Raw genomic sequence first — 24,775 nt, 5'->3', positions numbered from 1 at the left:
GTTTTTATTGGAATACTTTAAAATTTAATAAATTTGAGGGAAACCACATTTCATGAAGAAGATTTACCTATTACTGATTTTGTTTTTTTCTGCCATTACCTACTCGCAGGTTATTCTGTCTCTGGATGACGACAGGGTTTATATAGACAGTATTGCAAAAATTACTAAAAATGCGCATTCTGATAGTGTCAAATGTATTTATAGTTTTCGATTGTCAAAATTATACCTGATGATTCAGGATGTTAAAAAATCAAAAGAATATTTACAGCAAGCCAATAGATTAAAAACTAAGTTTCCGTTTTTAAATGATTTGGCGATCTATTACAATTCATATAGTTTTCTTGAAAAGGGAGATGCTGAGGGTTTTGAAAAAACACTTCTTGATGCCAATAATAAACTAAAGAAATACAATAATACCGAAGGGTACAGATTGCGTGCCATCATACTTCAGAATTATGGAATCATGCAGCAAAGACGTAATAATGAAAAAGGCTACATGAAAATATTAGTAAATGAAGCGATTCCTATTGCTAAAAAAAGTGGCGATTATGAGTTAATAAGCGGTTTATACAAAGCTGTCGCTATTATTTTTATGAATAATAATGAGCGCGAAAAAGCCAGTGAATATTTGCATGATGCACAATATTATATTGAAGTTGCCACCAAAAAATCTCCCACGCTTATAGAATCTAAAATTGAAACTTATATTATTAATGCCGAAAATTTGGTTGAATTAAAGCAGTTTTATGATGCAAAGAAAGTTTTGGATAAAGCATTTTCTAAATTAGAAAATCATCCTGAATCGAATTTAAATGATTCTTATTTTTATTCAGAAGGAATATATTATGCCAAGCAAAACAAACATGAAAGAGCTTCGGAAAGTTTTGAAAAAGGAATTAAATCAGCAGAAAAGCATCTAAATCAAATTGCATTAAACCGATTAAAGTTTGCTGAATATGAAGTGCTTTTTAAATTGAAAAAATATGACAGAGCCAAAGATAATCTGGAATATCTTTTGGAGAAAACACCATTTGTTGTAGATCAGAAAAACTATTATAATGAGTTGTCTAAAGTATATAATGCCACCAGAAATTATGACAAGGCGTATTTTTATGCCAACAAATACAATGTAATTAATGATAGTTTAAACGATACTAAATTTAAAAGCGAGATTGTAGAACTCGAAGCGAAATATAAAAAAGCTGAAAATGAAAAAAAAATCACGATGCTTCAGTCACAAAATGAAAATGCAGCATTGATGTTGAATAATAATCGGTTGAATTCTATTTTGTTCGCGGTATTATCAGTTCTTCTGTTTTTAATCGTACTGTTTTTGTGGATATTGAACAAGAATGAAAAAAAGTTAAGCGTTCAAAAAGAAATTAATCACGAACAGGAATTAACCGCGCTCGAAAATCAGCAAAAATTATCAGTCACGAACGCCTTGATTGAAGGTGAAGAAGTCGAGCGAAAAAGAATAGCAAGGGATTTACATGATGGATTGGGAAGTATGCTGTCAGGATTAAAAATTCATTTGAAACTGGCGGAAAAAGAGAATGCATTAAGTCCTGCAGAAATAAATACTTTGCTGGATAATTCAATTAAGGAATTGAGAAATATTTCGCAGAATTTAATGCCCGAAAGTTTGCTGAAATTAAGTTTAGAACATGCATTACGAGATGTATGTATGGCAAATTCAAATGCAAAAACTACAATTGAATTTCAGTATTTAATCCAAAAACCAAATTTACCAAAAAACTATGAAATTGTGATTTACAGGATTATTCAGGAATTATTGAATAATGCTTTAAAATATGCCGAAGCAACACAAATTTTGGTTTCATGTTCTCAAAATAAAGATACTTTTTTTATTACAGTCGAAGATAACGGAATTGGTTTTGATGTTTCCGATAAAAATAATAGCGGAATGGGATTGCGAAATATAAAAAATCGCGTGGAATTTCTCAAAGGAAAATTAGAAATCGAAAGTGCACCAAACAAAGGAACTTCTACATATATCGAATTAAAAGTAAAAAACGAGACAACATCGAATGGATAAAATATATAAAACAATAATTGTAGACGATCATCCTATTGTGATTTCGGGAATTTCAGGATTATTATCAGATTTAGAAACTGTTGAGATCGTTGGTAAGTTAGAATCCGGCGTAAAACTTGTAGATTATATCGAGGAAAATCAAGTCGATTTAATTTTAATGGATATTTTTCTACCTGTAATTAATGGCGTAGATCTTTGTAAAACAATCAAGCAAAAATATCCGCAAATCATCATTATTGGAATGAGCAGTCAGTCTGAACGAAGTCTGGTAATGCAATTTATTCATAATGGTGGAAATGGTTATATTTTGAAAAGTGCTTCTTTTGAAGAGTTTAAGCGTTGTATTAATAAAGCAATTGATGGTGAAATTGTATTTAGCGATGAGGTAAGTACAATTGTAAGTCAGCCGTTATCTGAAGATTTAGAGCATATTCCTAGTCTGAGCCGAAGAGAAAAAGATATTACTTTGTTGCTTTCAAAAGGTAAATCGACTCAGGAAATTGCTGATGAATTGTTTCTTAGTTTTCTAACCGTTCAAACGCATCGCCGTAATATTTTACAAAAGTATAAAACGAAGAATGTTGCCGAATTAATAACATTTCTTATCAAGAATAATCTTTTAAATTAATTGGATTTTAAAATGCCAAATTGACATTTTTTGAAATTGGTTCATAAATTGCAGTTTGTTTTGTAACTTTAATAATCAATCAAATAAAAATTATAATATGGGAAGTGGATATTTAATTCTGGCAGGAGCAATTATGTTGTTTAGTTGGATGGTGAGTTCAAAGCTCAAAAGTAAATTTGAATTATACTCGAAATTACAATTACGAAACGGAATGAGTGGCGCTGAAATTGCCGAAAAAATGTTAGCTGATAATGGTATCACTGACGTTCGTGTGATTTCAACTCCGGGACAGTTAACAGATCATTATAATCCTACAGATAAAACAGTAAATTTAAGTGAAGCCGTTTATAATCATCGTAATGCGGCTGCGGCGGCTGTTGCGGCACATGAATGTGGTCACGCCGTTCAACATTCTATAGGTTATGAATGGTTGACAATGCGATCTAAATTAGTGCCAATTGTAAACGTTGCATCAAATTATATGCAATGGATTTTACTGGCCGGAATCCTGATGATTAGAACTTTTCCGCAATTGTTATTAGTTGGAATTGTAGTTTTTGCAGTAACGACTTTATTTTCAATCATAACTTTGCCTGTAGAATACGATGCAAGTAACAGAGCGCTGGCATGGTTAGAAAATAAACACATGTTAACGCAAGAAGAGCAAGCAGGAGCAAAAGACGCTCTAAAATGGGCAGCAAGAACTTATTTAGTAGCTGCAATAGGATCAATTGCTACATTGTTATATTATATCTCGATTTATTCCGGAAGCAGAAGAAATTAAAAAATCCAAATTATTAGAATTTCAAACCGGATAGTTATAAAAAACTATCCGGTTTTATTATATACAAATTGCAAAGGATTAAATCCGTCCCAAAAATACAAAGACAGTTCCAAAGGAACGCATTATATTGTAGAGCTGGACTTCAGTCCAGTTTAAATTATATTTATAAAAAACAACAAACCGTTATAAATTGAAATTTGTTCGCAATGCTTCGGTATAAAAAAGCGGGATTTCTATAATTGAATTTGTCTGTCAATTTGCTGATCCAGGGAAATAAACGTTTCAGTTCGTGAAACACCTTCTATCGCCTGAATTTTAGTATTTAAAAGCTGCATCAAATGTTCGTTGTCACGACAAATAATTTTTATCAAAACCGACCAGTTTCCTGTTGTATAATGACATTCGAGAACTTCGGGAATTTTTTTTAAATCTTTTACGGCTTCAGAGTTTCTTGAAGCTTTGTCGAGGTAAACGCCAATAAAAGCCATTGTATTATAGCCCAATACTTTTGGGTTTACCGTAAATTTAGAACCTGAAATTACACCTGATTGTTCGAGTTTCTTTAAACGCTGATGAATCGCAGCTCCGGAAATGCCTATTTTATTAGCGATTTGTAAAATAGGTTTTCGGGCATCATCCATTAAATAGCGAAGAATTTCTTTGTCGATTCCGTCAATTTCAATTATAAGGGAGTTGATTTTCATAAGAGTTGTAATTTCAAACTAATTTTGGTTATTTGGTTTTAGTTATAAATCAAATGTAATTAAAATGCTTTAAAAAGAAAAATTACAATATTTTAAAATTCCAAATGATTAACTGAAGTTCAAATTGTTTCTTACGTCTAAATTTTATCTATTATAATCAACAGTTGATATAATCATGCTGTTTTTAATTCTTTATAAAATTTATATCTCTTGCAAATATTGAAACAGGATTAAAAAAAAATTCCAAATCCCAACAAGAAAGTTGGAGTTTGGAATTTTATATTTTATATTTAAAAAAAGGATTATTTCCCTTTGTTTGCTTCGCTAATGTATTTTTCTAAAGCCATTGTCATTGAAGGAGTTTCAGGAGTTGGAGCAAGAATATCAATTCTTAAACCATGATCAAGAGCTTCTTTTTGAGTTGTACTTCCAAAAACAGCAATTCTGGTATCGTTTTGTTTGAAATCAGGAAAGTTTTTAAACAATGATTTAATTCCCGTTGGACTAAAGAATGCTAAAACATCATAATAAACATCAGCAAGATCAGATAAGTCACTCATTACTGTTTTATAAAAAACAGCTTGTGCCCAATCAACTTTCAGATTGTTTAGTGTTATAGGTGCATCGGCATTTAATTGGTCAGATGCAGGAAGCAAAAACTTTTCGTCTTTGTACTTTTTAATAAGAGGTGATAAATCTGCAAAATCTTTTGCTCCAACGTAAATTTTACGCTTTCTATACACAACATATTTTTGCAGGTAAAATGCAACAGCTTCAGATTGGCAGAAATATTTCAATCCTTCCGGAACTTTATAACGCATTTCATCAGCTACTCTAAAAAAATGATCCACCGCATTACGGCTTGTCAAAATTATTGCAGTATAATGATTAAGATCGATTTTTTGTAATCGTATCTCTTTTGCATTAACCCCTTCCACATGAATAAATGGTCTGAAATCAATTTTTATTTTGTGTTTTTGTTGGAGCTCAAAGTAAGGAGAATTTTCCACTTTAGGTTCAGGCTGTGACACCAAAATTGTTTTCACTTTCATATAATAAACGTTTTCTAAGCACTCCCTTTTGTAATCCAATAATAGAGAAAATAATAAGGTGCTATTTCAAGAGCGCAAAGATATAAAATAAAATAAAATAACTTACCGATTATTGCGTTTTGATATGTTTTTATTGAAATAAAATATGAGTATAGGCTAATACACAGGGAAATAGCGATTATTACCAGCGGTATAACCTGAGGAATATTGTCATAATAAAACAAAATTGCATTAACCGGAAGGATTAAAATGCCAATATAAGTTCTGTATGTAACTTTTTGTAAGTTAAAAAGATCGGCAAATTCATCAATGTTGAATGAAGTTGCAACAATTTTTTCGATTAGAAATTTTGCTAAAATAAAATAAAGTAAAAATGTAGCAATCTGAATAAACAATAGCCAATCCGTTTTATCGGTTTTTGCAGGATATTCAAAAATATGCATCGCCAACTGAATAAAGAAAGCGTACGAAATAACCTGTACGAAAAACAAACCAACCGTAAAACTGCTTTTTAAATGATTGTTATCACGATAGATTTTTGCGTATTTGTCTGAAAAAATAAGCTTGCTAAATTCACTAAATCGAGTTTCATAGGCTGATTTAGTCATAGCAACAACAGCAAAAGCCAACACAAATAAAAGTGTCGCCCAGTCTTTGTTTTCGATAATTCGAGGGTGAAGTTGTTCAATCATAACGATACAAAATTAGTAATTTTTTGTTTCAATACTTTTATTATAAATTTATTATGAATGAAATGCTATAAAAAGTTTACTTTTGCGATGAAATTTACGCAGAAAAATGAATGATTGTATTGTCATAATCCCCACTTATAACGAAATCGAAAATATAGAAAGTATAGTTAGAGCTGTACTCTCGCAACATAAACCTTTTCATCTTTTAATTATTGATGATAATTCTCCGGATCATACAGCTGCTAAGGTAATTGCGTTGCAGGAAGAATTTCCGGACAGATTATTTTTAGAACAAAGAGCCAAAAAATCAGGTTTAGGAACTGCTTATGTTCACGGTTTTAAATGGGCTTTAGCGCGCCAATACGATTACATTTTTGAGATGGATGCTGATTTTTCGCACAATCCGAATGATCTTGAAAAATTATTTGATGCTTGTCATTTTGGCGGAGCACATTTATCAATAGGTTCGCGTTATGTAACAGGTGTAAATGTTGTAAACTGGCCTTTGAGCCGTGTTTTAATGTCTTATTTTGCATCGGTTTACGTAAAGTTTATTACCGGAATGAAAATTCACGATGCTACGGCGGGTTTTGTTTGTTATAAAAGAGAAGTTTTGGAAAAAATTAATCTTAACAAAATAAAATTTGTGGGTTATGCTTTTCAGATTGAAATGAAGTACAGGACTTATTGTGCTAAATTCGAAATTACCGAAGTTCCAATTATTTTTACAGACAGAACTAAAGGAGTTTCAAAAATGAGCAATGCCATTATAAAAGAAGCTATTCTTGGTGTAATATCACTTCGATTAAAAAAATTAGTCAATAAATTATAAATACATAACGATGAATAGGATTTTAATAAAAAATGCGAAAATTGTAAACGAAGGATCTGTTTTTGATGGAGATGTCCTGATTGAAAACGATTTAATTGTTGAAGTTGCAGACAGCATTAGCTTAAAAACATCCGATTGTAAAGTGATTGATGCTGAAGGAAGTTATTTAATTCCCGGAGCAATTGATGATCAGGTACATTTTAGAGAGCCTGGATTGACCCATAAAGGAGATATCGAATCAGAATCGAGAGCTGCGGTTGCGGGAGGAATTACTTCATTCATCGAACAGCCCAACACGGTTCCTAACGCAGTTACTCAGGAAATACTTGAAGATAAATACCAAATTGCTGCTGTAAAATCATTTGCGAATTATTCGTTTATGATGGGTGCAACAAATGATAATCTGGAAGAAGTTTTAAAAACAAATCCAAAAAATGTTGCCGGAATCAAGATTTTTCTAGGTTCGTCAACAGGAAATATGCTGGTGGATAACGAAGCGACTTTAGAAAAAATATTTTCAAGTACGCCAATGTTAATCGCCGTTCATTGTGAAGATGAAACTACCATTCAAAATAATCTTGCAGAATTTAAAGAGAAATACGGTGATGATGTTCCGGTAACGGCGCACCATTTGATTCGTAGTGCTGAGGCTTGTTATATTTCGTCTTCAAAAGCCGTGGCTTTGGCGAAAAAAACAGGAGCCCGTTTGCATATTTTTCATCTTTCGACTGCAAAAGAAATGGAATTGTTTACCAATAAAATTCCGTTAGAAGATAAAAAAATTACTGCTGAGGTTTGTGTACACCATCTTTGGTTTACTGATGAAGATTATAAAACAAAAGGAAATTTCATCAAATGGAATCCTGCTGTTAAAACTGAAAAAGATCGAAAAGCACTTTGGGATGCTTTAAATGACGGTCGTATTGATGTAATTGCTACAGATCATGCGCCGCATACTAAGGAAGAAAAAATGCAATCGTATTTAAATGCTCCTTCTGGCGGACCACTTGTGCAACATGCAGTTGTGGCAATGTTTGAGGCGCATCATCAGGGGAAAATTACAGTAGAGAAAATTGTGGAGAAAATGTGTCACAATCCGGCTAAAATTTTCAAAATAGAAAAAAGAGGCTTTATAAAAGAAGGATATTTTGCTGATTTGGTGATTGTAAATCCAAGTTTGCCCTGGAGCGTAAAGCCAGAGAATATTTTGGCAAAATGTGGATGGTCGCCTTTTGAAAATTATACGTTTAAATCAAGAATTACCCACACTTTTGTGAATGGTGAATTGGTTTATAATAATTTTAAAGTGAAAGATATCCGCAACGGAAAAAGATTATTGTTTGATAGATAAAAAACTGAAATGAAAAATTTTATAGTAATAGTACTGGTTTTGTTTCTTTGTGTAAGTTGTAAAAAAGAGTTGGTCAAACAGCCTGCAAAACTTATAGAAAGAGGAAAAATGATTGATATTATGTATGATTTGTCTCTGTTGGACGCTATGAAATACCAACATCCTTTGTCAGCCGACTCTACTGAAACTGATCCTACTAAATTTATTCTAAAAAAATATAAAGTTGATAGTTTGCAGTTTGCACAAAGTAATATGTACTACGCAACTGATTATGAGAACTACAAGGATATGTTTGATGAAATTGGTAAAAGACTTTCTGTTGCCCAAAGAGCTACAGATTCAATTGTAAAAATTGAAGAGAAAAAAGCAGCCAAAGAAAAGAAAAACAAACCGAAGGATTCTATAAAAGATGTTGTGAAAAAACCTTTGAAGCAAGAGGTAAATATTGATTCAATTAAACAGTTAATTCAATCCAGAAAAAACAAGTAGTTTATAATTTCGATACGTCATTTATATATTGATGCACATCTAAAAAAACCGTTCCCAGAGCGGTTTTTATTTTTTCATTAGAATACAAATTTTTAGAATAAGAAGCTTTTGCAGTCGCTTTAGTAATTCTTCTTTTCTGGAAAAACAAAGTAGCGAAAATCAAATCTCCTATCCAGAGAAAATTCATCAATAATGGCTTAGCATTTATAGTAGGCCTTTTTGCTTTCAAAGCGTCGGCAATTGTGTTTAGAATGTCTCTGAAAACAACATTATCAGCAATTAAAGTAAAGCGTTCGTTTTTGATATCACTTTTCATTAATTCATGCGCAATTTTCACCACATCATTTATTACTATAAATCCTGTGCTTCCAAGTGTGTAAAAAGAAAGTCCGTTAGCCACTTTTGTATAAAGTTCGGCACTTCCTTTCGCACAGATTTTTGCAGTTGGAATTGGTCCTAAAATTACGCCCGGATTTAAAATAATAACATCAAGACCTTCCTGAAGTCCGCGCCAAACTTCTATTTCTGCACCATATTTAGAAATAGCATAATCGCTGTGCGGCTTTTCCGGGTTCCAGTCCGTTTCCTCTGTAATATAGGTTTCATGTGGAGCTATATCTCCTAAAGCTGCAATAGAACTTACAAAACAGAATTTGTTTATTCCTTTGGCAATAGAAAAATTGACCATATTAGCTGTTCCTTCAATATTGGTTTTTCGAAGTAATTCTTCATCTTTTGGATCAAATGAAATTAAAGCCGCGGAATGATAAACGTAATCAATATCAATAAAAGCGATTTCTAACGAGGGAACATCTAAAATATCGGCTTCAAGCCAATTGATTTTGTCGAACAAATCCTCTTTTTTATACAGTTCAAAAACCGATTTTGTTTTTTGGATATTATTTTGGTTGCGGTAAATAGCCCGAACGTTTTCTCCATTTTCAATTAAATGAAGCAATAAATGTGCGCCTACTAAACCTGTTCCTCCAGTTACTAATACCATTTTGTAAAGATAACTTTTTGTGTTAAAGGTGCAAAGTTACAAAGGCTCAAAGTTGCAAAGGTTTTTTTAACGCAATATTTATATTGTAATTTTATTTTCGACATTTTAAATTATTAATTTTACTTCTCCTTTAAAAAATAGTATAGGAAAACATCAAATCAATTGAGCTATAGTCAGATGTAAAAGCAGCGTAATCACGTAACAGGTTTTTATTTGTATTCATTCTGATTTCTGCACTTAATTTATTTTTGAAATTATAACCAAGTCCAAAAATAAAATTACCTTCTGCTTTACTCTCAAGATTAGTTGGCTTGCTTTTAAATGTAAATTTTCCATTGATATCTACTGTATATCCGGCATTTATAAATATTTTTGAATTATTATTTAAGAAGAAATAATGACGCAAACCTATTGGGAGTTGAATTCCGGAATATTTAACTTCTGATGAATATTTTAATTCTGCACCGTTATCAATACCGCTTATAATACCGTAATCTTGTGAGTCTTCATATTTTTGGTAAGTAAGATTTACAAATAAGCTCCATTTATTTTTGTTAAACGGAAGTATGTATTCAGCCTCAAAGCCAATTTTTGGACCAATTTTAGTGTCGTATTCTGCATTTCTGTATCCAGAAGATTCGTTGCTGTTTATTGATAAAGATGCATTACTTACACCTGCCATTATTTTAAATAAATAAATGTTTTTGGTCTCCTTATTTATTTTTTTCTTAATGGCATCAGGCTCAGTATTATTATATTCCAAGAAATATTTCATCAATTGATTTTTTTTATATTCTAATCTTTTTATTTCATTCTGTGTCGTGTTTTCCCCTTTTACATAATTATAAAGCTGTTGTTTGTAAAAATTATTTTCTTCGGTTTTCGCTCCATTTTCATCATTGACAAGATATTCTTTTTGTATGAGTTGTTCTAAAGGTTTTTCTTTGGTTTCGTAAAAAAATCGGGAAACATCCTCTCCTGTGTATTGATATAAATTAGCATCACCTTGAACTAATATTTTTAAAAAGACCGTTTTGTCTTTCCATATAGGATTTTTATCTGTTGAAATGTATTCTATTTTATTGTTGGAGATGTCAATTTTGACTTCAGCTCTTTTATACGTCGCGTTGTTTTCAATTCCAAATTCCTGGACATTTGTAATTGTTTCGGTTTTACTATCGCTGTCTTCTATGTTGATTTTATATTTAAAGTCAATTGGATTGTAATTCCATTCCAGATTTTTTATAAAACACTCAGTTCTGGTTCCATTATTAGAAATAAAATATCCTTTTTCAAACGAAATTTGGGCATTGATAAAAGTGTAAGAAAATAAGAATGCAATAAGTAATAGCTTTTTCATGAGGTGACTTTTTGATTGCGCCAAAAATAGCTAAAAAGGAATACGTTTTTATTTTGGAAGTAGATTATTTTTAGTAATATTTAAAATGATATTTATTATTGTGATTGCTATTTGCCTTTTGATATTGCAATTCACAATCGTTATATTTGCACAAATTATTTTAAAAATGAAGAATCTAGTTGAAGAATTAAAGTGGCGCGGGTTATATCATGACAGCATGCCAGGAACGGAAGAACAATTGCTTAAAGAAGTAACTACGGCATATATAGGTTTTGATCCAACGGCAGATTCACTACATATTGGTAGTATGGTTCAGATTATTTTATTGGTTCACTTAAACAGAACGGGACATAAAGCTATCGCTCTAGTTGGTGGTGCAACCGGAATGATTGGTGATCCATCCGGAAAATCTGATGAAAGAAATTTACTGAACGAAGAAACTCTGGCTAAAAACGTTGCGGGAATCAAAAGTGTTTTATCCCGTTTCTTAGACTTTAATTCAAAAGATGCAAATGCCCCTGTTATGGTGAACAACTATGACTGGATGAAAGAATTCTCGTTTATTGATTTTGCACGTGAAGTTGGAAAACGTATCACGGTAAATTATATGATGGCAAAGGATTCTGTTAAAAAGAGATTAGCCGGAGAAGGCGAAGGAATGTCTTTTACAGAGTTCACTTACCAATTAATTCAAGGATACGATTTTTATCATTTATATAAAAACAACAATTGCGTGCTGCAAATGGGAGGTTCTGACCAATGGGGTAATATTACAACCGGAACAGAATTAGTGCGCAGAATGGGTGGAGAAGGAGCTAAAGCTTTTGCCTTGACAACGCCTTTGATTACAAAAGCAGACGGTTCTAAATTCGGAAAATCTGAAGGAGGAAATGTCTGGCTGGATGCCGATAAAACTTCAGTATATAAATTTTACCAATTTTGGGTAAATGCAACAGATGTTGATGCTGAAAAATATATTAAAATCTTTACTTTTTTAGATAAAGAAACGATTGATGCTTTAATTGAAGAACATAAAACGGCTCCGCATTTAAGAGTTTTGCAAAAGAAACTAGCTGAAGAAATTACGATTTTTGTTCATTCAGAAGAAGAATTGGAGAAAGCAATTCAGGCTTCGAATATTTTGTTTGGAAATTCAACTGCCGATGATTTAAAACAATTGGATGGAGCTACTTTTTTGGAAGTTTTTGATGGAGTTCCGCAAGCCGAAATCGCAAAAGCTGATTTAGAAAGTGGATTGGATATCATCTCAGTTTTAAACGAAAAAACGGGTTTCTTTAAATCAAACGGAGAGGCGAGACGTGCGTTAACGGCAAACTCAATTTCGGTGAACAGAGAGAAGATAAAAGAAGATTTTGTATTGACTGCAAATGATTTGATTAATGATCAGTTTGTGTTATTGCAAAGTGGGAGGAAGAATTATTTTGTGATTAGAGCAAAGTAATTTCTTAACTTTACTTGAATCCTATTTTTAGACTATGAAAACACAATTTATAACAGATGAGAAAGGGAATAGAACTGCTGTTTTGTTGCCAATAAAACAATACAATAAACTTCTGGAAAAATTGGAAGATTTAGAGGATGTTAAATTGTATGATGAAGCTAAAAGAAATGATGATGGTTTTAGAATTTCTATAGATGACGCTTTTAAAATTATTGAAGAAAAGCGAAAACTGGCGAAGTGATGGCATATAATATTGAATTTCGAAATAAAGTTTTAAAAGTTTTAGTTAAGATTAATGAACCTTATTATTCGGCTATTAAAAAACATATTTACGAATTAGCTGAAAATCCAAGACCGAAAGGATATAAAAAATTAAAAGGAAGATCTGGTTACAGGATTAGAGTAGGCGACTACAGAGTTATTTACGAAATATTTGATGAGGTGCTTTTGATTGATGTTATCGATTTAGGGCATAGAAAAGATATTTATGAATGATTAATTACAATTAGGAATATCAAAACATCCCAATACCTCAAAAGAGTTGTTGGGATTTTTTTTTATTTTAAAGCGAAAGAAAATCTCTGTTAACGATAAAATCAAATGATTTATTTGTTAAGTTTATTGCTTAATAATAAAAACTATGTTTGGATTTATATTTATCTATTGGATCTGGAAGGCGTTCAGTGATTTAGCTATTCAGTTCAATAAAAACAAATGGAAATATTTCTTTATTGGATTGGTATCTTATTATGGAATGACTTTTATTTCGGGATTTATTTATGCTATCACACTTGGATTCATTAATGGATTTGATTCTCTTGCTGATGGAGATTACGATGATGCAGGATTAAATTTAATTTTCGCACTTTTTGGTGGACTTGGATGCTATGGTGTTTATAAGTTTCTAGAGAGTAGAGGATTTAAACAAAGAGATTTAGCCAGTAAAGACGGAATAGAAAGTATAGGGGTTATAGAGGAAAACTGAACGTGGCTGGTCCGATTCACCAATTAAACAAATCAACATTAAACTATAACACCATCAAATTACAACCACGAATATCCGAATTATCAAAGCGTCCCAGCACCTCGAAAGAGTTGTTGGGATTTTTTTTGCCTAAATCCTGGGTTGCAATAAAAGAGCATGAATTGATGTTGGCTAAATCAATAACGTTTATTCCACCGGTTTTTCCATCTTTCACGTAAGTGAGCGCATCTTCGGGATCACGAACTAAAATGTGCATCCAGGACGGACATTCGAAAACACCTTCGCCTAAAGAATATGCTTGTCCCAAAAGTTCGGTCATGCCATATTCTGAATGAATTGCTGAAACTCCAAAGCCTTTACAAAGAATCTCGTGCAATTCTTCGCGAATCATTTCTTTGCGTTTGCCTTTCATTCCTCCGGTTTCCATAATAATGGTATTTTGAAGATTGAATTGATACTTTTCGATTAAATCTAATAAGGCATAAGTAACACCAATTAAAATAACATTTTGACCAGATTCGTCTAGTGCGGTTAGTTGTTTAATTAGGTCGTCATGATTGTGCAAATAAAATCCGCTTTCAGGCTGATTGGATAGTTTTATTAAGTCTTCGACCATGTAAATAAGTGAAGATCCATCACGCTCTAAATAGGATGGTAAAAGAGCTAAAACAATATAGTCCTCAATGTTTCCATAAAATTGAGAAAATCCGTTGCGGTAACTTTCTTCATAAAGTGAAGCATCAGTAACGATATGTCTGCTTGTAATCATTCCTGTTGTTCCGCTGCTGGTAAAAGTTACCTGCGCATTATCGTTATTTGAGACAACATCATGACTTTTGAAAAACTGAATAGGTAAAAAAGGAATTTGTTCCAGTGATTTTACCTGTTGTGGATTTACTTTTAGAAAATCGCAGAAATCACGATATACTTTGTTATTCTCGTGCTGAAAACGAAACACTTTTAATGCTGTTTTTTCAAATTGTTTCTGACTCGAAATCGTGAATATATCGTTGGGTGTGATCAAAACTTTTTTTGTGCAAAGATATTGTTTTTAGTTTTCAGTTACAGTTTTCAGTCGCAGTTTTTGAAATGTAGTGAAACTGAAAACTGTGACTGAGACTGAAAACTAAAAAAGCTCCAAAGGAGCTTTTTTAGTTTTATCGAATAATTAGCTTTCTGGTTGCAGAAGCATTTTCTTCGCTTATTTTTATGATATAAACGCCGGGAATAAGATCTGAGACATTTAATTCTCTAGAACTTAAATGTGTTTGAAGTATTTTTTTACCCAGAATATCAAAAATTATGATTTCTTTTTCCAAATCGTTTTTAGACGAAATGTTTACTTTTCCGTTTGTAACCGGATTAGGGTACAAGCTTAAACCCTCAATGGTAGTTGCATCTTGAGGTTTTGGTAATTGCTTACTATCTTGTGCCGAAACACTTATAGTAAAGAAAAAAGCCAATAAGAATGTAATATAAAAGTAGTTTTTTGCCATCGCGTTATTTTGATTACTGTAAATATATATAAAAAAAATTACAAAAAGTACGCCAAAAAAAAACATCCTAAAAATTTAGGATGTTTTTAACAATTTATATTTGAACTCGTTCAATAGAAATGAATTACGGGAAAAATAATCATTTCAATACTATTACAAATTCTACCGAAAAAAAAAGCTGCCTGAAAGTAATTTCAGGCAGCTTCATATTTAATATTTTTGTTGGATTATTTAGTCCAATTAGCCCAAGTTGGTAAGTCAGCACCAGCACCAGCACCAAGAGCACCAGTAGTTGTTCCTGATAATTTAACACCATCAAAAGCGGTTACAGAAGCTCCAAAAGTATAGTTTGTGATAGTAAAGTTACCAGCAGCTATATTTGCAGTTGCACCAGCATCAGCAGATAATTTAGTAAGGTCTTTTGGCATTCCGTCAGCAACAAATAAATTTGTGTAAGCTTGTTTTCCACCACCTTCTTTGTAATTGATTGCTTTTTCGTCAGCTGTGAAAGCTGCATCACCTTTAATAATAGAGATATTAACGATTTTAGCGTTAGTCATTGGAACAGCTCCACTTGGATCTTTTGCGTTTGTAGATCCTTCAACACCTGCTTTAGTCACACCTTTGATGTAAACGTTTGTAGCAGTACCTTGCCATCCATCAGCAAAATCTAATGAATCATCATAAGAGTTTATAATTACTAAGTTAGAAGCGTTTACTGCTCCTCCGAAGAATTCAATTCCGTCATCACCACTTTCGAAAGTGTAGATATCAGAAACTACAGTTCCTGAACCTACTCCGAAGAATGAAACTCCATTGTATTCTTTTTCAGCAGTGTATTTAGAACCTGTGTAAGAAATTCTTAAGAAATTAATGTTTCCAGAAGAATCTGCATTATCATTACCACCGTAGCTTAAAGAACCTACTTCAGAAGTACCATTGTCTCCAGTGTTTACTTTAGCATTACCTGCGATAATTAAACCTCCCCAGTCACTTTGAGCAGGAGTTGCTTTTCCAGATGTCATAACTACTGGTTTAGCAGCTGTACCATTTATGTTGATTTTAGCATTTCTTTCTACAGCAATAAATAAAGATGTAGATAGTGCAGTAGCAGAACTCTTGATTACTGTTCCAGCAGGAATAACTAGAGTTGCTCCACCTTTTACTACTAAACCACCTGTTAAAGTATAAGTTTTAGTAGGGTCTAAAGTTACAACACCGTCATTGATGTTTCCTTGTAAATCGTCAACTTTTAAAACGAAAGTACTTGTGTTTTCATTTTTGTTGTTGTCATCAGAACTACAGCTTGTTAAAGCAAGTCCTAATATTGCAGCCATTGCAAATAAACTTTTTTTCATTTTGTTGTGTTTTATTGTTTTATTTATTTAAGGCAAAGTAAATGAACATATGTTTTTGGTGAGTTAAGACCGTATTAACAATACATTAAGTATGTCGGGTAAAAAATAAATATGCTTAATGTAAAATTTACATTGACTTTTGATTAATAAAAAAAGGTGATTAGTATTATCTAATCACCTTTTGAGTTTCTAATATGGTTTTAACTTTAGAATGTATAATTTAAAGTAAGTCTAAAATCTGATCCTGCCTTATATGAATTTGCAGTAATATCTCCAACAGATTCTTTTCCTGGTACTTTTCCTTGCTCTTGCACGCGTTTAAAAGTCGGGTTTAAAATGTTGTTGTAAATAAGGCCTAATTTTAAGTTTTTAGTCAAACTTGTATTAGCGATAAAGTCTAACTTATTTACTGCTTTATCAACCAGATTTCCTACTCTTGAAGTTCCAATTACAGCTAGTTTATCTGAGAAATAAGAGTAAGATACCGTTGCACTGAAATCTTGTCCTTCTCTGAATTCATTTAAAAATGATAAGTTAGCATTGGCAAGGAAATTAGAAGCTCCCGTTAATTTACTTTCTGTAAAAGTAAAGTTTGCTCCAAAATCATTTTCGCTGTTTACTTTATCGTTGCTAAGATCCTGGTTGGTGTACAAATAGGATCCGTTTGCGTCAAACGAAAGTTTTGTCTTCAGGTTGTCATTTTTTTCAATTTCAAAAATGTCTTTTTTAAATTCTACTTCAACTCCTGCTACAGTTCCTTTATCTCCAGTATTTGCATAAGAGATATCATTTGAAGAAGAATTAAGGAACATTTCATTGATTGGGTTTTGAATAATTTTTCCAAATGCAGTTACAGAGATTAACTCCCCTGCTTTCGGAAAAAATTCCCATCCTAAATCGAAGTTGTAATTTGTTGAAGCGTACAAATTAGGGTTTCCTTCGTATGCTTGTGCGACATCTTCATAAATAATTGGCACTTTTTCTTTAAACTGAGGAAGTGTATAGGTTTTGCTTGCAGAGAATTTTAAATTCTGTTTATCATTCAAGGTATACTTCGAAATTAAACTTGGTAAAATGTTAAACTTTGAATCATTAGAGCTATCACCGCCAGGAACTGTAGTTGTGATGTAGAAAACATTCTGATTTAATTGCTCCAGTCTTGCGCCTAATATTACACTCAATCTTTCCGTTAAAGAGTATTGAACATTCACAAATGCAGCATTAATATCTAAATTTCCATTGTACAATTGGTTAATTCTGTTTGAGTAAGATGAGCCCCAATGTGCAGGATCTAAGTAATTATCTACATGATGTATGTCTTCTTTAGGAAAAGAAATTGTAGTTCTGTTTGGGAAAAATGAATATTGTTCCATGTTGTAATCTACATCCTTGAATTTTCCTGAATAACCCAGTGTTACTTTTCCCTTATAGGAGTCATCGTCTTTTTTGTTAAAATTATATGATAATGCAATATTTGCAGCAATTTCATTTTCTTTTAAATCTTGAAAAAAGCGGTGATTATTAATATTAGAGTTCGTGAAAAAAGTGTAGTCTATAGCATTAGGAGCATATACAAATGAGTTTTGCATACGATCAGGAATTGCGCTGTTAGACATGCTGTATCCTACTCCCCAATTTAGATTCCACTGATCGTTGAATTTGTTTTTCCCTGTTAATTGGTTTACAATTAATTGAGTTCTTTCAAAAGTTCCACGCTTGATAAAACCAGTAGTTTGTTGAAGTGCGTCTCCACCACCATCAAAATTTTGGTTTGTTCCTTCGTACTCACTGTAATCCTGATCACTCGAATTTAAGAATAAAGTAGTAAAAAAGATCGAGTTTTTGTTGTTGATTTTATAATCAGCAGTACCCATAACAGTTGTTGTAGTGCTGTGTTTGTAAGCTGTTCTGTTAAAGTCAGAAAATATATCTCCGTCAGAAGTAATTCCTCCTCTGCTGTATCCTTCTGTATATTTATTTTTTGCACTAAATGAACCGGTAACAAAAGTACCAATTGAGCTCTCGTCATTTATATTAAATCTTTTACCAGCAGATACAGTATAAAAAGCATTTAATACATTCTTGTTTTCCTGTCTGTCCCAGCTTGTTGCATAGCTATATGGCTGAAGCGGAGAGTTAGGAACGCCCACTTTTTTAAATCCAGTGTATGTAGGACCGTCTTGTAGGTAAAAATGATCCTGACCCAAAACGTTTGTATTTGCACCTGTACCAATTGAAAAACTAACAAAAGGTTTGCCACTGAATTTTTTTGCACTGATGTCAATATTTGCCCCTCCAAAATCAGCATAATTTTGAGTTTCAAATGTTTTGCTGATCCCAATGTTGTCGACAATATTTGTTGTGAAAATATCTAAAAGAATGTTTTTATTAGCCGGAGTGTTTGATGGTAAAGGAAGACCATTTAAAGTAGTAACATTGTAACGGTCACCTAAACCTCTTACGAAAACATTTCCTGAATCATCTTGTTTTGATACCCCACTAACTTTAGCTACAGCATTAGCGACATCATTGATTCCTTTTCTGGAAATTTCCTCAGCACCAATTGCAGCTTTAAATGAAACTGCATTTTTTTGATCCATTAATAATGCTGATTCTTTTTGTTTGTTTACTGCTGATGATTTTACAACAACATCTTTTAATGTATAACCTCCTGATGAAAGTACCTGATTAACAGTAATAGTTTCGTTTGATTTAACGGTTACCGGCTGTTCTACAGATTCATATCCTACGAAACTAAAAATAATAATATAATTTCCCGGATTTACACTTAACGAATATTTTCCGTCAATGTCAGTATTTGCGCTAATATTTGTACCTTTAAGTAAAACATTTGCAAAAGGTAAAACTTCATTATTGGTTTCTTTGTCGGTCAATAAACCAGAAATCGTACCTTTGGTTTGCGCGATCGAAATCGTACAGATAAATAATGTGATAAATAGAAATTTTAAATTGAATTTCATTTCAGTGTTGTGTTTAATTTATTTTTGTGCAAAGAAAGAAACGCTGTGTAAAGTTCATGTTAGGCACTTGTTATGTTTTTGTGTCTTGTAGATTATCAAATTGTTACCAGATTAAATTACCGTTAACCACAATTTTTAACGGTTATTTTGTTAGTATATTTACGCTGTGAAATAAAAAACATCGAATGTATAATCAAGAAAATTTGATGTAAAAATCTCAATTTTTGCTATTTATGAAAAAAACACAAACCAAGATTTTATTAGTTGACGATGAACCAGATATCTTAGAAATCGTTGGCTATAACCTTGCTCAGGAAGGCTATCAAATTGTAACAGCTTCAAACGGAAAAGAAGCTATTGCAAAGGCTCAGAAAGAATTGCCGGACCTAATTATTATGGATGTGATGATGGCCGAAATGGATGGAATGGAAGCTTGCGAACACATCAGAAAAATTCCTGAATTAAATAATGTTATCATAACATTCTTGACGGCAAGAAGTGAAGATTACTCACAAGTGGCTGGTTTTGATGCAGGTGCAGATGATTACATCACAAAACCAATTAAACCAAAATTGTTGGTAAGTAAAGTAAAGGCTTTGTTAAGAAGGTTAAAGGAACAAGAAGTTGTGAGTGATACCTTAAATGTAGGCGGAATCGAGATTAATCGCGAAGAATACAAGATCATCAAAGGCAATGTCGAAATTGCTTTACCAAGAAAAGAATTCGAATTATTTTATTTATTAGCTTCAAAACCCGGTAAAGTTTTCAAAAGAGATGAAATCCTGGATAAAGTTTGGGGTAACGAAGTGGTAGTAGGAGGAAGAACAATTGATGTACACATTAGAAAACTGCGTGAAAAAATAGGAGAAGAACTTTTTAAAACCATCAAAGGAGTTGGTTATAAATTTGAAGTATAAACAGTCGATAAAATTTGAACCATATAAGTGATATAAGTTCATTTAAATTATAGAACGTACTTTTATAATGCTATACTAAGTTCATCTTGTCAAAGCTCAAACTTTGATAAGATGGACTTTTTAAATTCTTATTTATTTAAATAATTAGCTTTTGTTTAAATGAACTTATATCACTTATATGGCAAAAAAAACAATCTATTTAATGGTTCAATAAATCAATGAAAATTAATTTTAAAAAAACATACAAATTTGCTGTCAAATCAGCATTATACATCAGCCTTTTTGGGACAGGATTCGTTTTGATATTGATGAATTTATTCTATAAAAATCAATTGAAACATCAGGTTGCTTTTGGAATAATCTTCATTATTTCAATTTATATCTTCTCCTTTTTGGTTTTACAATATCGTGTAGAACGCTTTATTTATCGAAGGGTTAAGAAAATCTACGATGAGGTTTCCTTATTAGAATCTACAACATTAATCAATCAGCCCATAACTACAGATATGGAAACACTTTCACGCGAAGTGAAAAAGTTTGCCACAGACAAAAAACTGGAAATCGAAATGCTTGAAATTCGCGAACAGTACCGCAGAGAGTTTTTAGGCAACGTTTCGCACGAACTTAAAACACCTTTGTTTACCGTTCAGGGTTATGTCTCTACTTTATTAGATGGCGCAATGGACGATAAAACAATCCGAAAGAAATATTTAAAACGTGCCGAAAAAGGAGTGGAACGATTGATTTATATCGTTGAAGATTTAGATATGATTACCAAATTAGAATCAGGTGATTTAGATTTAAATATAACCGATTTTAATATAGTTGAACTGATTCAGAATGTGTTTGATTTGTTAGAAATGAAAGCTGATAAAAAGAAAATCACACTAGCATTTGAAAGCAAAAATGTACAATCGGTGATCGTGCGCGGAGATCAGGACAGAATCCAGCAAGTTTTAGAAAACTTACTTGTAAACTCTGTGAAATATGGTAAAGACGGCGGTTTAACCGAAGTTGGAGTTGTAAATTTAACCAAGAAAAAAGTCTTAATCAGAATTAGTGATAACGGAGAAGGAGTCGAGAAACAAAATATTCCGAGACTTTTTGAACGTTTTTACAGGGTTGATAAAAGCGGAACCCGTTCAGAAGGCGGTTCTGGTCTAGGATTGGCAATCGTAAAACATATTATCGAAGCGCATAAAGAGAAAGTATATGTAGAAAGTGAATTCGGAATTGGTTCTGAATTTTCCTTTACACTCGAAAAAGCATTTAAGGCACAGAAAGCTGAGGTTAAAAAATTGTAACCAGATTTTTAGAATATACCATAAAAGAATGTGTTTTAACAATTAAGCAATTTACGGCAAAACTTCATAACATTAAATTTTTATTATCGTAACGTCTTGTTAATGATTTCTTAACATTGATGAAGCATCTTTGCATCTTATAATTAAGGGAATCAGAGAAAGGATGATAAAAATAAAATTAGTTGCCGTATTATTGCTGATAAATTTTGCAGCAATTGCTCAGGATTTGAACAAACAGGATGTAAAAAACGAAGTAATGCGTATTTTGGATTCTATCAACAAAGCAAAACTACCTGATACTAAATCCGGGGTTAACAACGAAGAACATTGGTATGATAAAATCTCCTTAAGAGGTTATGCACAAATACGTTACAATGGCTTATTCTCTACAAATGATAAAGTTTCCTGCGAACAATGTGATAAATCCTGGGGAACAACTTCTACAGAACCCGATGCAAAATCAAACAACGGACTTTTTATCCGCCGTGCGCGATTAGTATTTTCAGGTCAGGTTCATCCCAATGTTTTCTTTTATTTTCAACCTGATTTTGCGAGTTCACCAAGTACAGGAATCCAGAATTTTGTTCAGATTCGTGACTTGTATTTCGATCTTTCTTTTGATAAGAAAAAGGAATATCGCGTTCGTGTGGGGCAAAGTAAAATTCCGTATGGTTTTGAAAATATGCAATCAAGTTCACAACGATTGGCTTTAGATCGTAACGACGCCATGAATAGTGCGATATTAAATGAGCGTGATTTAGGATTATTCTTTTATTGGGCTCCAGCCGAAATCAGAGAGCGTTTTGCCATGTTAGTAAAAGATGGTTATAAGGGTTCAGGCGATTTTGGCGTTTTTGCCTTTGGAGTGTACAACGGACAAATTGCCAATAAACTTGATGGTAACAGGGATTTAAATGTTGTCGCCAGAGTAACATATCCTTTTGTAATAGGAAGTCAGATTATCGAACCCGGAATTCAGGCTTATACAGGAAAATGGGCTTTTACGGGTGAAATTTCACCAGGAGTAAAAGTAAATGATCCGCAATATGTAAAAGACCAAAGAGTTGGAGCAACTTTTGTTTTGTATCCAAGGCCTTTCGGGATTCAAACCGAATATAATATAGGTACAGGGCCTCGTTATAATACCGTAACCAATACAGTTGACGAAACGGATTTAAATGGTGGCTATGTGATATTCAATTATAAATTAGATATAAAAAAACAGCATATTTATCCTTTTGCCAAATTTCAATATTATGACGGAGGGAAAAAATACGAGAAAGATGCCAGAAGTTACGTCGTTCGCGATTACGAAATTGGTATAGAATGGCAACCATTCAAAGCCTTTGAGTTTACTGCAGAATATGTAATTGCTGATCGTACTTTTGAAGACAGCGTGTTGCCAATCAATCGTCAACAAGGGAATTTGTTACGATTGCAGGCACAGTTTAACTTCTAAAATTAATCCTCAAAAACGGTAAATAGTTTATCCCAATCTATAGTATCGTTAAACTGAGTCAAACCTTTAAACGACTTTACTTTTGAAAGATCTTCAATAGTAAAGTCGTCTTGCATTGCGTACGGTACTAAGTTTTCTTCCTGAAGTTTTACGGCTAAATATTCCTGCTCATATTGTCCCGGAGTTGGAATAAAAAAAGCTTTTTTGCCTAATTTAGCCAAATCCATAACAGTCGTATAACCGGAACGACATAAAACAAAATCGCTTTCGTTAAAAGTTTGTTCCAGTTGTTTCGAGTTCATGAAATTATAATATGTCACATTTCCCGCCTGCCATTTGGTTTGTGTTTTCTCCACAATACCTTGCACAAAGACCACTTTGCCATCATATTCCGTAATTTCTTTTTGAAGTTTGTCATCTAAAAAAGTACGTTGAGGTTCAGGTCCGGATAAAATAATCATTAAATCATATAATTTTGGCGTTTCCTTTTTGCGCATTCTGCTCAAAGGACCAATATATTTTAAATTAAGATCATTGGTTTTAAGATGTCCAAGTTCACCCGTTAAATTTGTAGCGTCATTAGTGTCAGGAACCCAGCATTCAGTATATTTTTTTATAATATGTTGATGGCATTTACTTGTAAACCAGGTGGTATTTCCCGTCATTACATTCAATTGATGCGTCATAAATACCGAAGGAATCTTTTTACTGAAAACACCCAGACGATTATCTGAAATAATGCCGTCAATACCATGTTTTTTGATCCAGCTTTTTACCATTTTTTTCTCGTCAAGAATAGCGACGATCATTTTAGGCAGGTTTTTAATCAGCTTCCATTTAAAGTTTTTTGCATTCTTGGCATATTCAATATGATAGGAAGGCAATTCCAGCGTTTGAATGTATGGAAATTCTTTTCTTAACAACGCCAATGCAACACCATCAGAAGCTATTATTGGAATAAAATTGTTTTCTTGAAGCGCTTTTATAATTGGGATACATCTCGTGGCATGGCCTAATCCCCAGTTTAATGGAGCAACTAAAATTGTTTTGTTCGCAGAATAGTCAATGCTCATAGTTTAACGCTTTTTAAAAACGAAGATAGATAAATATGTTTTTTGTGATATTTCGCACATATTACTAAATTATTAAGTCTGTATATTCTTTAAGTTGCTAAGATACTTAGCTTCTAAGATTCTAAGTTTTTTTGCCAAATAAAAAAAGCCGAACGTAAAGTTCGGCTTTAAAGTTTATGATCTAAGCATTTTAGAACCTTAATGTCTTAACAGCTCAGTATCTTTCACTAATCCTGAATATATGTTTTGTTTCCGTTTTTATTAATGTAGTATTTACCACCTTTTGGTCCTGTATATACTTTTTTGCCATTATATTCGCCGGTCACTTTATCCGCTACTTTTGGAGCTTTTTCTGTAGTTTCCTTTAAGGTCTTTTTAGTGGCAGTTTTAGCAGCTGCATCAGCTTTTTTTACGTCAGCTTTTGTGCCATCTGCTGCGGCAGCTGCTTTTTTAGACGCTTTAGTTGCATCGCTTTTTGCTTTAGCCGCTTCTTTGTCGGCCGCTTTTTTAGTTGCTGCTGCACTTTCTTTTTTTGCAGTTGTTGATGCATCAGTAGCATCTTTGGCTGCTTTTTTCGATTTTGCTGCTTCTTTTTTGGCATCTGTTGCCGCTTTGTCAGCAGTTGCTTTTTTCTTTTTGGCAGCAGTTTCCGTTTTGCTCTTTGTATCTTTTACAGTGGTTTCCTGAGCATAGAAATTAGAAGAAAAAACAACCATAAAACAGAGTAATAATAATTTTTTCATAAGGTTACATGTTTAAATTTCAATTAAAATTAGTCAATTTATT

At 32.6% G+C, this 24,775-nt stretch carries 24 protein-coding genes; 13 read left to right on the top strand and 11 right to left on the bottom strand.

The window, feature by feature from the left end:
* The first annotated feature begins 52 nt into the window (after positions 1 to 52).
* From ACHRVX_RS22220 to ACHRVX_RS22210, 3 genes are all read left to right on the top strand, one after another.
* A complete protein-coding gene (locus ACHRVX_RS22220; RefSeq protein ID WP_395336409.1) occupies positions 53 to 2,059 on the top strand; it encodes an ATP-binding protein in 2,007 nt (668 codons plus the stop codon).
* Positions 2,052 to 2,687, top strand: coding sequence for a response regulator (locus ACHRVX_RS22215; protein ID WP_395336407.1), 636 nt, complete (start codon positions 2,052 to 2,054; stop codon positions 2,685 to 2,687). The genes ACHRVX_RS22220 and ACHRVX_RS22215 overlap by 8 nt, the downstream gene beginning before the upstream one ends.
* Positions 2,688 to 2,784: 97 nt before the next feature.
* Positions 2,785 to 3,471: a zinc metallopeptidase gene (locus ACHRVX_RS22210; RefSeq protein WP_395336405.1), complete on the top strand. Its 687-nt coding sequence runs from the start codon at positions 2,785 to 2,787 to the stop codon at positions 3,469 to 3,471.
* A 233-nt stretch (positions 3,472 to 3,704) separates the two neighbouring features.
* Here ACHRVX_RS22210 and ACHRVX_RS22205 read toward each other — a convergent pair whose 3' ends face one another.
* From ACHRVX_RS22205 to ACHRVX_RS22195, 3 genes are all read right to left on the bottom strand, one after another.
* On the bottom strand, positions 3,705 to 4,175 hold the full coding sequence (locus ACHRVX_RS22205; protein ID WP_041518480.1) for an Lrp/AsnC family transcriptional regulator: 471 nt from the start codon (positions 4,173 to 4,175) through the stop codon (positions 3,705 to 3,707).
* Positions 4,176 to 4,477: 302 nt separating this feature from the next.
* Positions 4,478 to 5,227: a uroporphyrinogen-III synthase gene (locus ACHRVX_RS22200; protein ID WP_173965978.1), complete on the bottom strand. Its 750-nt coding sequence runs from the start codon at positions 5,225 to 5,227 to the stop codon at positions 4,478 to 4,480.
* Positions 5,228 to 5,241: 14 nt separating this feature from the next.
* Positions 5,242 to 5,919: a DUF4271 domain-containing protein gene (locus tag ACHRVX_RS22195; protein ID WP_395336402.1), complete on the bottom strand. Its 678-nt coding sequence runs from the start codon at positions 5,917 to 5,919 to the stop codon at positions 5,242 to 5,244.
* 106 nt (positions 5,920 to 6,025) lie between these two features.
* Between ACHRVX_RS22195 and ACHRVX_RS22190 the strand changes: the two genes are divergently transcribed.
* Genes ACHRVX_RS22190 through ACHRVX_RS22180 form a run of 3 tightly spaced genes read left to right on the top strand, consistent with a single transcriptional unit; the run spans position 6,026 to position 8,591 of the window.
* Positions 6,026 to 6,751, top strand: coding sequence for a polyprenol monophosphomannose synthase (locus ACHRVX_RS22190; protein ID WP_395336400.1), 726 nt, complete (start codon positions 6,026 to 6,028; stop codon positions 6,749 to 6,751).
* A gap of 10 nt (positions 6,752 to 6,761) precedes the next feature.
* Positions 6,762 to 8,102 carry a dihydroorotase gene (locus ACHRVX_RS22185; protein WP_394776935.1) on the top strand — a complete coding sequence of 447 codons (1,341 nt, stop codon included), beginning with the start codon at positions 6,762 to 6,764 and terminating at the stop codon, positions 8,100 to 8,102.
* A 9-nt stretch (positions 8,103 to 8,111) separates the two neighbouring features.
* A complete protein-coding gene (locus ACHRVX_RS22180) occupies positions 8,112 to 8,591 on the top strand; it encodes a DUF4296 domain-containing protein (protein ID WP_395336398.1) in 480 nt (159 codons plus the stop codon).
* A gap of 1 nt (position 8,592) precedes the next feature.
* Here ACHRVX_RS22180 and ACHRVX_RS22175 read toward each other — a convergent pair whose 3' ends face one another.
* Together ACHRVX_RS22175 and ACHRVX_RS22170 are read right to left on the bottom strand one after the other, a co-directional pair.
* Positions 8,593 to 9,594 carry an NAD-dependent epimerase/dehydratase family protein gene (locus ACHRVX_RS22175; protein WP_395336396.1) on the bottom strand — a complete coding sequence of 334 codons (1,002 nt, stop codon included), beginning with the start codon at positions 9,592 to 9,594 and terminating at the stop codon, positions 8,593 to 8,595.
* A 130-nt stretch (positions 9,595 to 9,724) separates the two neighbouring features.
* Complete coding sequence (locus tag ACHRVX_RS22170) at positions 9,725 to 10,954, bottom strand: tRNA modification GTPase (protein ID WP_395336394.1); 1,230 nt, start codon at positions 10,952 to 10,954, stop codon at positions 9,725 to 9,727.
* Between the two features lie 166 nt (positions 10,955 to 11,120).
* On the opposite strand from ACHRVX_RS22170, the gene tyrS reads away from it, so the two are divergent.
* From tyrS to ACHRVX_RS22150, 4 genes are all read left to right on the top strand, one after another.
* Positions 11,121 to 12,416, top strand: coding sequence for a tyrosine--tRNA ligase (gene tyrS / locus ACHRVX_RS22165; protein WP_395336392.1), 1,296 nt, complete (start codon positions 11,121 to 11,123; stop codon positions 12,414 to 12,416).
* A 34-nt stretch (positions 12,417 to 12,450) separates the two neighbouring features.
* Positions 12,451 to 12,657 (top strand): hypothetical protein, encoded by a 207-nt coding sequence (locus ACHRVX_RS22160; protein ID WP_395336390.1) that lies wholly within the window; start codon positions 12,451 to 12,453, stop codon positions 12,655 to 12,657.
* Entirely contained in the window at positions 12,657 to 12,911 is a 255-nt protein-coding gene (locus ACHRVX_RS22155; RefSeq protein ID WP_395336388.1) for a type II toxin-antitoxin system RelE/ParE family toxin, read from the top strand. Before ACHRVX_RS22160 ends, ACHRVX_RS22155 begins: the two co-directional genes overlap by 1 nt.
* Before the next feature lie 145 nt (positions 12,912 to 13,056).
* Entirely contained in the window at positions 13,057 to 13,401 is a 345-nt protein-coding gene (locus tag ACHRVX_RS22150; protein ID WP_395336386.1) for a hypothetical protein, read from the top strand.
* Between the two features lie 43 nt (positions 13,402 to 13,444).
* Here ACHRVX_RS22150 and ACHRVX_RS22145 read toward each other — a convergent pair whose 3' ends face one another.
* The 4 genes from ACHRVX_RS22145 to ACHRVX_RS22130 all read right to left on the bottom strand — a co-directional run bounded on the left by ACHRVX_RS22145 (position 13,445) and on the right by ACHRVX_RS22130 (position 19,236).
* Positions 13,445 to 14,425: an acyl transferase gene (locus ACHRVX_RS22145; RefSeq protein WP_395336384.1), complete on the bottom strand. Its 981-nt coding sequence runs from the start codon at positions 14,423 to 14,425 to the stop codon at positions 13,445 to 13,447.
* A gap of 133 nt (positions 14,426 to 14,558) precedes the next feature.
* Entirely contained in the window at positions 14,559 to 14,897 is a 339-nt protein-coding gene (locus tag ACHRVX_RS22140; RefSeq protein WP_395336382.1) for a T9SS type A sorting domain-containing protein, read from the bottom strand.
* Between the two features lie 227 nt (positions 14,898 to 15,124).
* The gene (locus tag ACHRVX_RS22135; RefSeq protein ID WP_395336380.1) at positions 15,125 to 16,255 is read right to left on the bottom strand and encodes a hypothetical protein; all 1,131 of its coding nucleotides are present in this window, start codon (positions 16,253 to 16,255) and stop codon (positions 15,125 to 15,127) included.
* A gap of 206 nt (positions 16,256 to 16,461) precedes the next feature.
* Positions 16,462 to 19,236 carry a TonB-dependent receptor domain-containing protein gene (locus ACHRVX_RS22130; protein WP_395336378.1) on the bottom strand — a complete coding sequence of 925 codons (2,775 nt, stop codon included), beginning with the start codon at positions 19,234 to 19,236 and terminating at the stop codon, positions 16,462 to 16,464.
* Positions 19,237 to 19,469: 233 nt separating this feature from the next.
* Here ACHRVX_RS22130 and ACHRVX_RS22125 point away from each other — a divergent pair, with 233 nt between their 5' ends.
* From ACHRVX_RS22125 to ACHRVX_RS22115, 3 genes are all read left to right on the top strand, one after another.
* The gene (locus ACHRVX_RS22125; protein WP_213299981.1) at positions 19,470 to 20,153 is read left to right on the top strand and encodes a response regulator transcription factor; all 684 of its coding nucleotides are present in this window, start codon (positions 19,470 to 19,472) and stop codon (positions 20,151 to 20,153) included.
* A 218-nt stretch (positions 20,154 to 20,371) separates the two neighbouring features.
* Positions 20,372 to 21,457, top strand: a complete 1,086-nt coding sequence (locus tag ACHRVX_RS22120; protein ID WP_395336376.1) for a sensor histidine kinase — start codon at positions 20,372 to 20,374, stop codon at positions 21,455 to 21,457.
* Between the two features lie 163 nt (positions 21,458 to 21,620).
* Entirely contained in the window at positions 21,621 to 22,916 is a 1,296-nt protein-coding gene (locus ACHRVX_RS22115; protein WP_395336373.1) for a porin, read from the top strand.
* A gap of 2 nt (positions 22,917 to 22,918) precedes the next feature.
* On the opposite strand, the gene ACHRVX_RS22110 is transcribed toward ACHRVX_RS22115, so the two are convergent.
* Positions 22,919 to 23,989, bottom strand: coding sequence for a glycosyltransferase (locus tag ACHRVX_RS22110; RefSeq protein ID WP_395336371.1), 1,071 nt, complete (start codon positions 23,987 to 23,989; stop codon positions 22,919 to 22,921).
* 227 nt (positions 23,990 to 24,216) lie between these two features.
* Positions 24,217 to 24,732: a hypothetical protein gene (locus tag ACHRVX_RS22105; protein WP_395336368.1), complete on the bottom strand. Its 516-nt coding sequence runs from the start codon at positions 24,730 to 24,732 to the stop codon at positions 24,217 to 24,219.
* Positions 24,733 to 24,775: the final 43 nt, after the last annotated feature.

This window comes from Flavobacterium sp. FlaQc-47 (assembly GCF_044006475.1).
In the GTDB taxonomy this organism is placed as follows: domain Bacteria; phylum Bacteroidota; class Bacteroidia; order Flavobacteriales; family Flavobacteriaceae; genus Flavobacterium.
The sequence above is the reverse complement of the archived record's forward strand: the minus strand, read 5'-3'. Positions and strand labels throughout refer to the sequence as shown.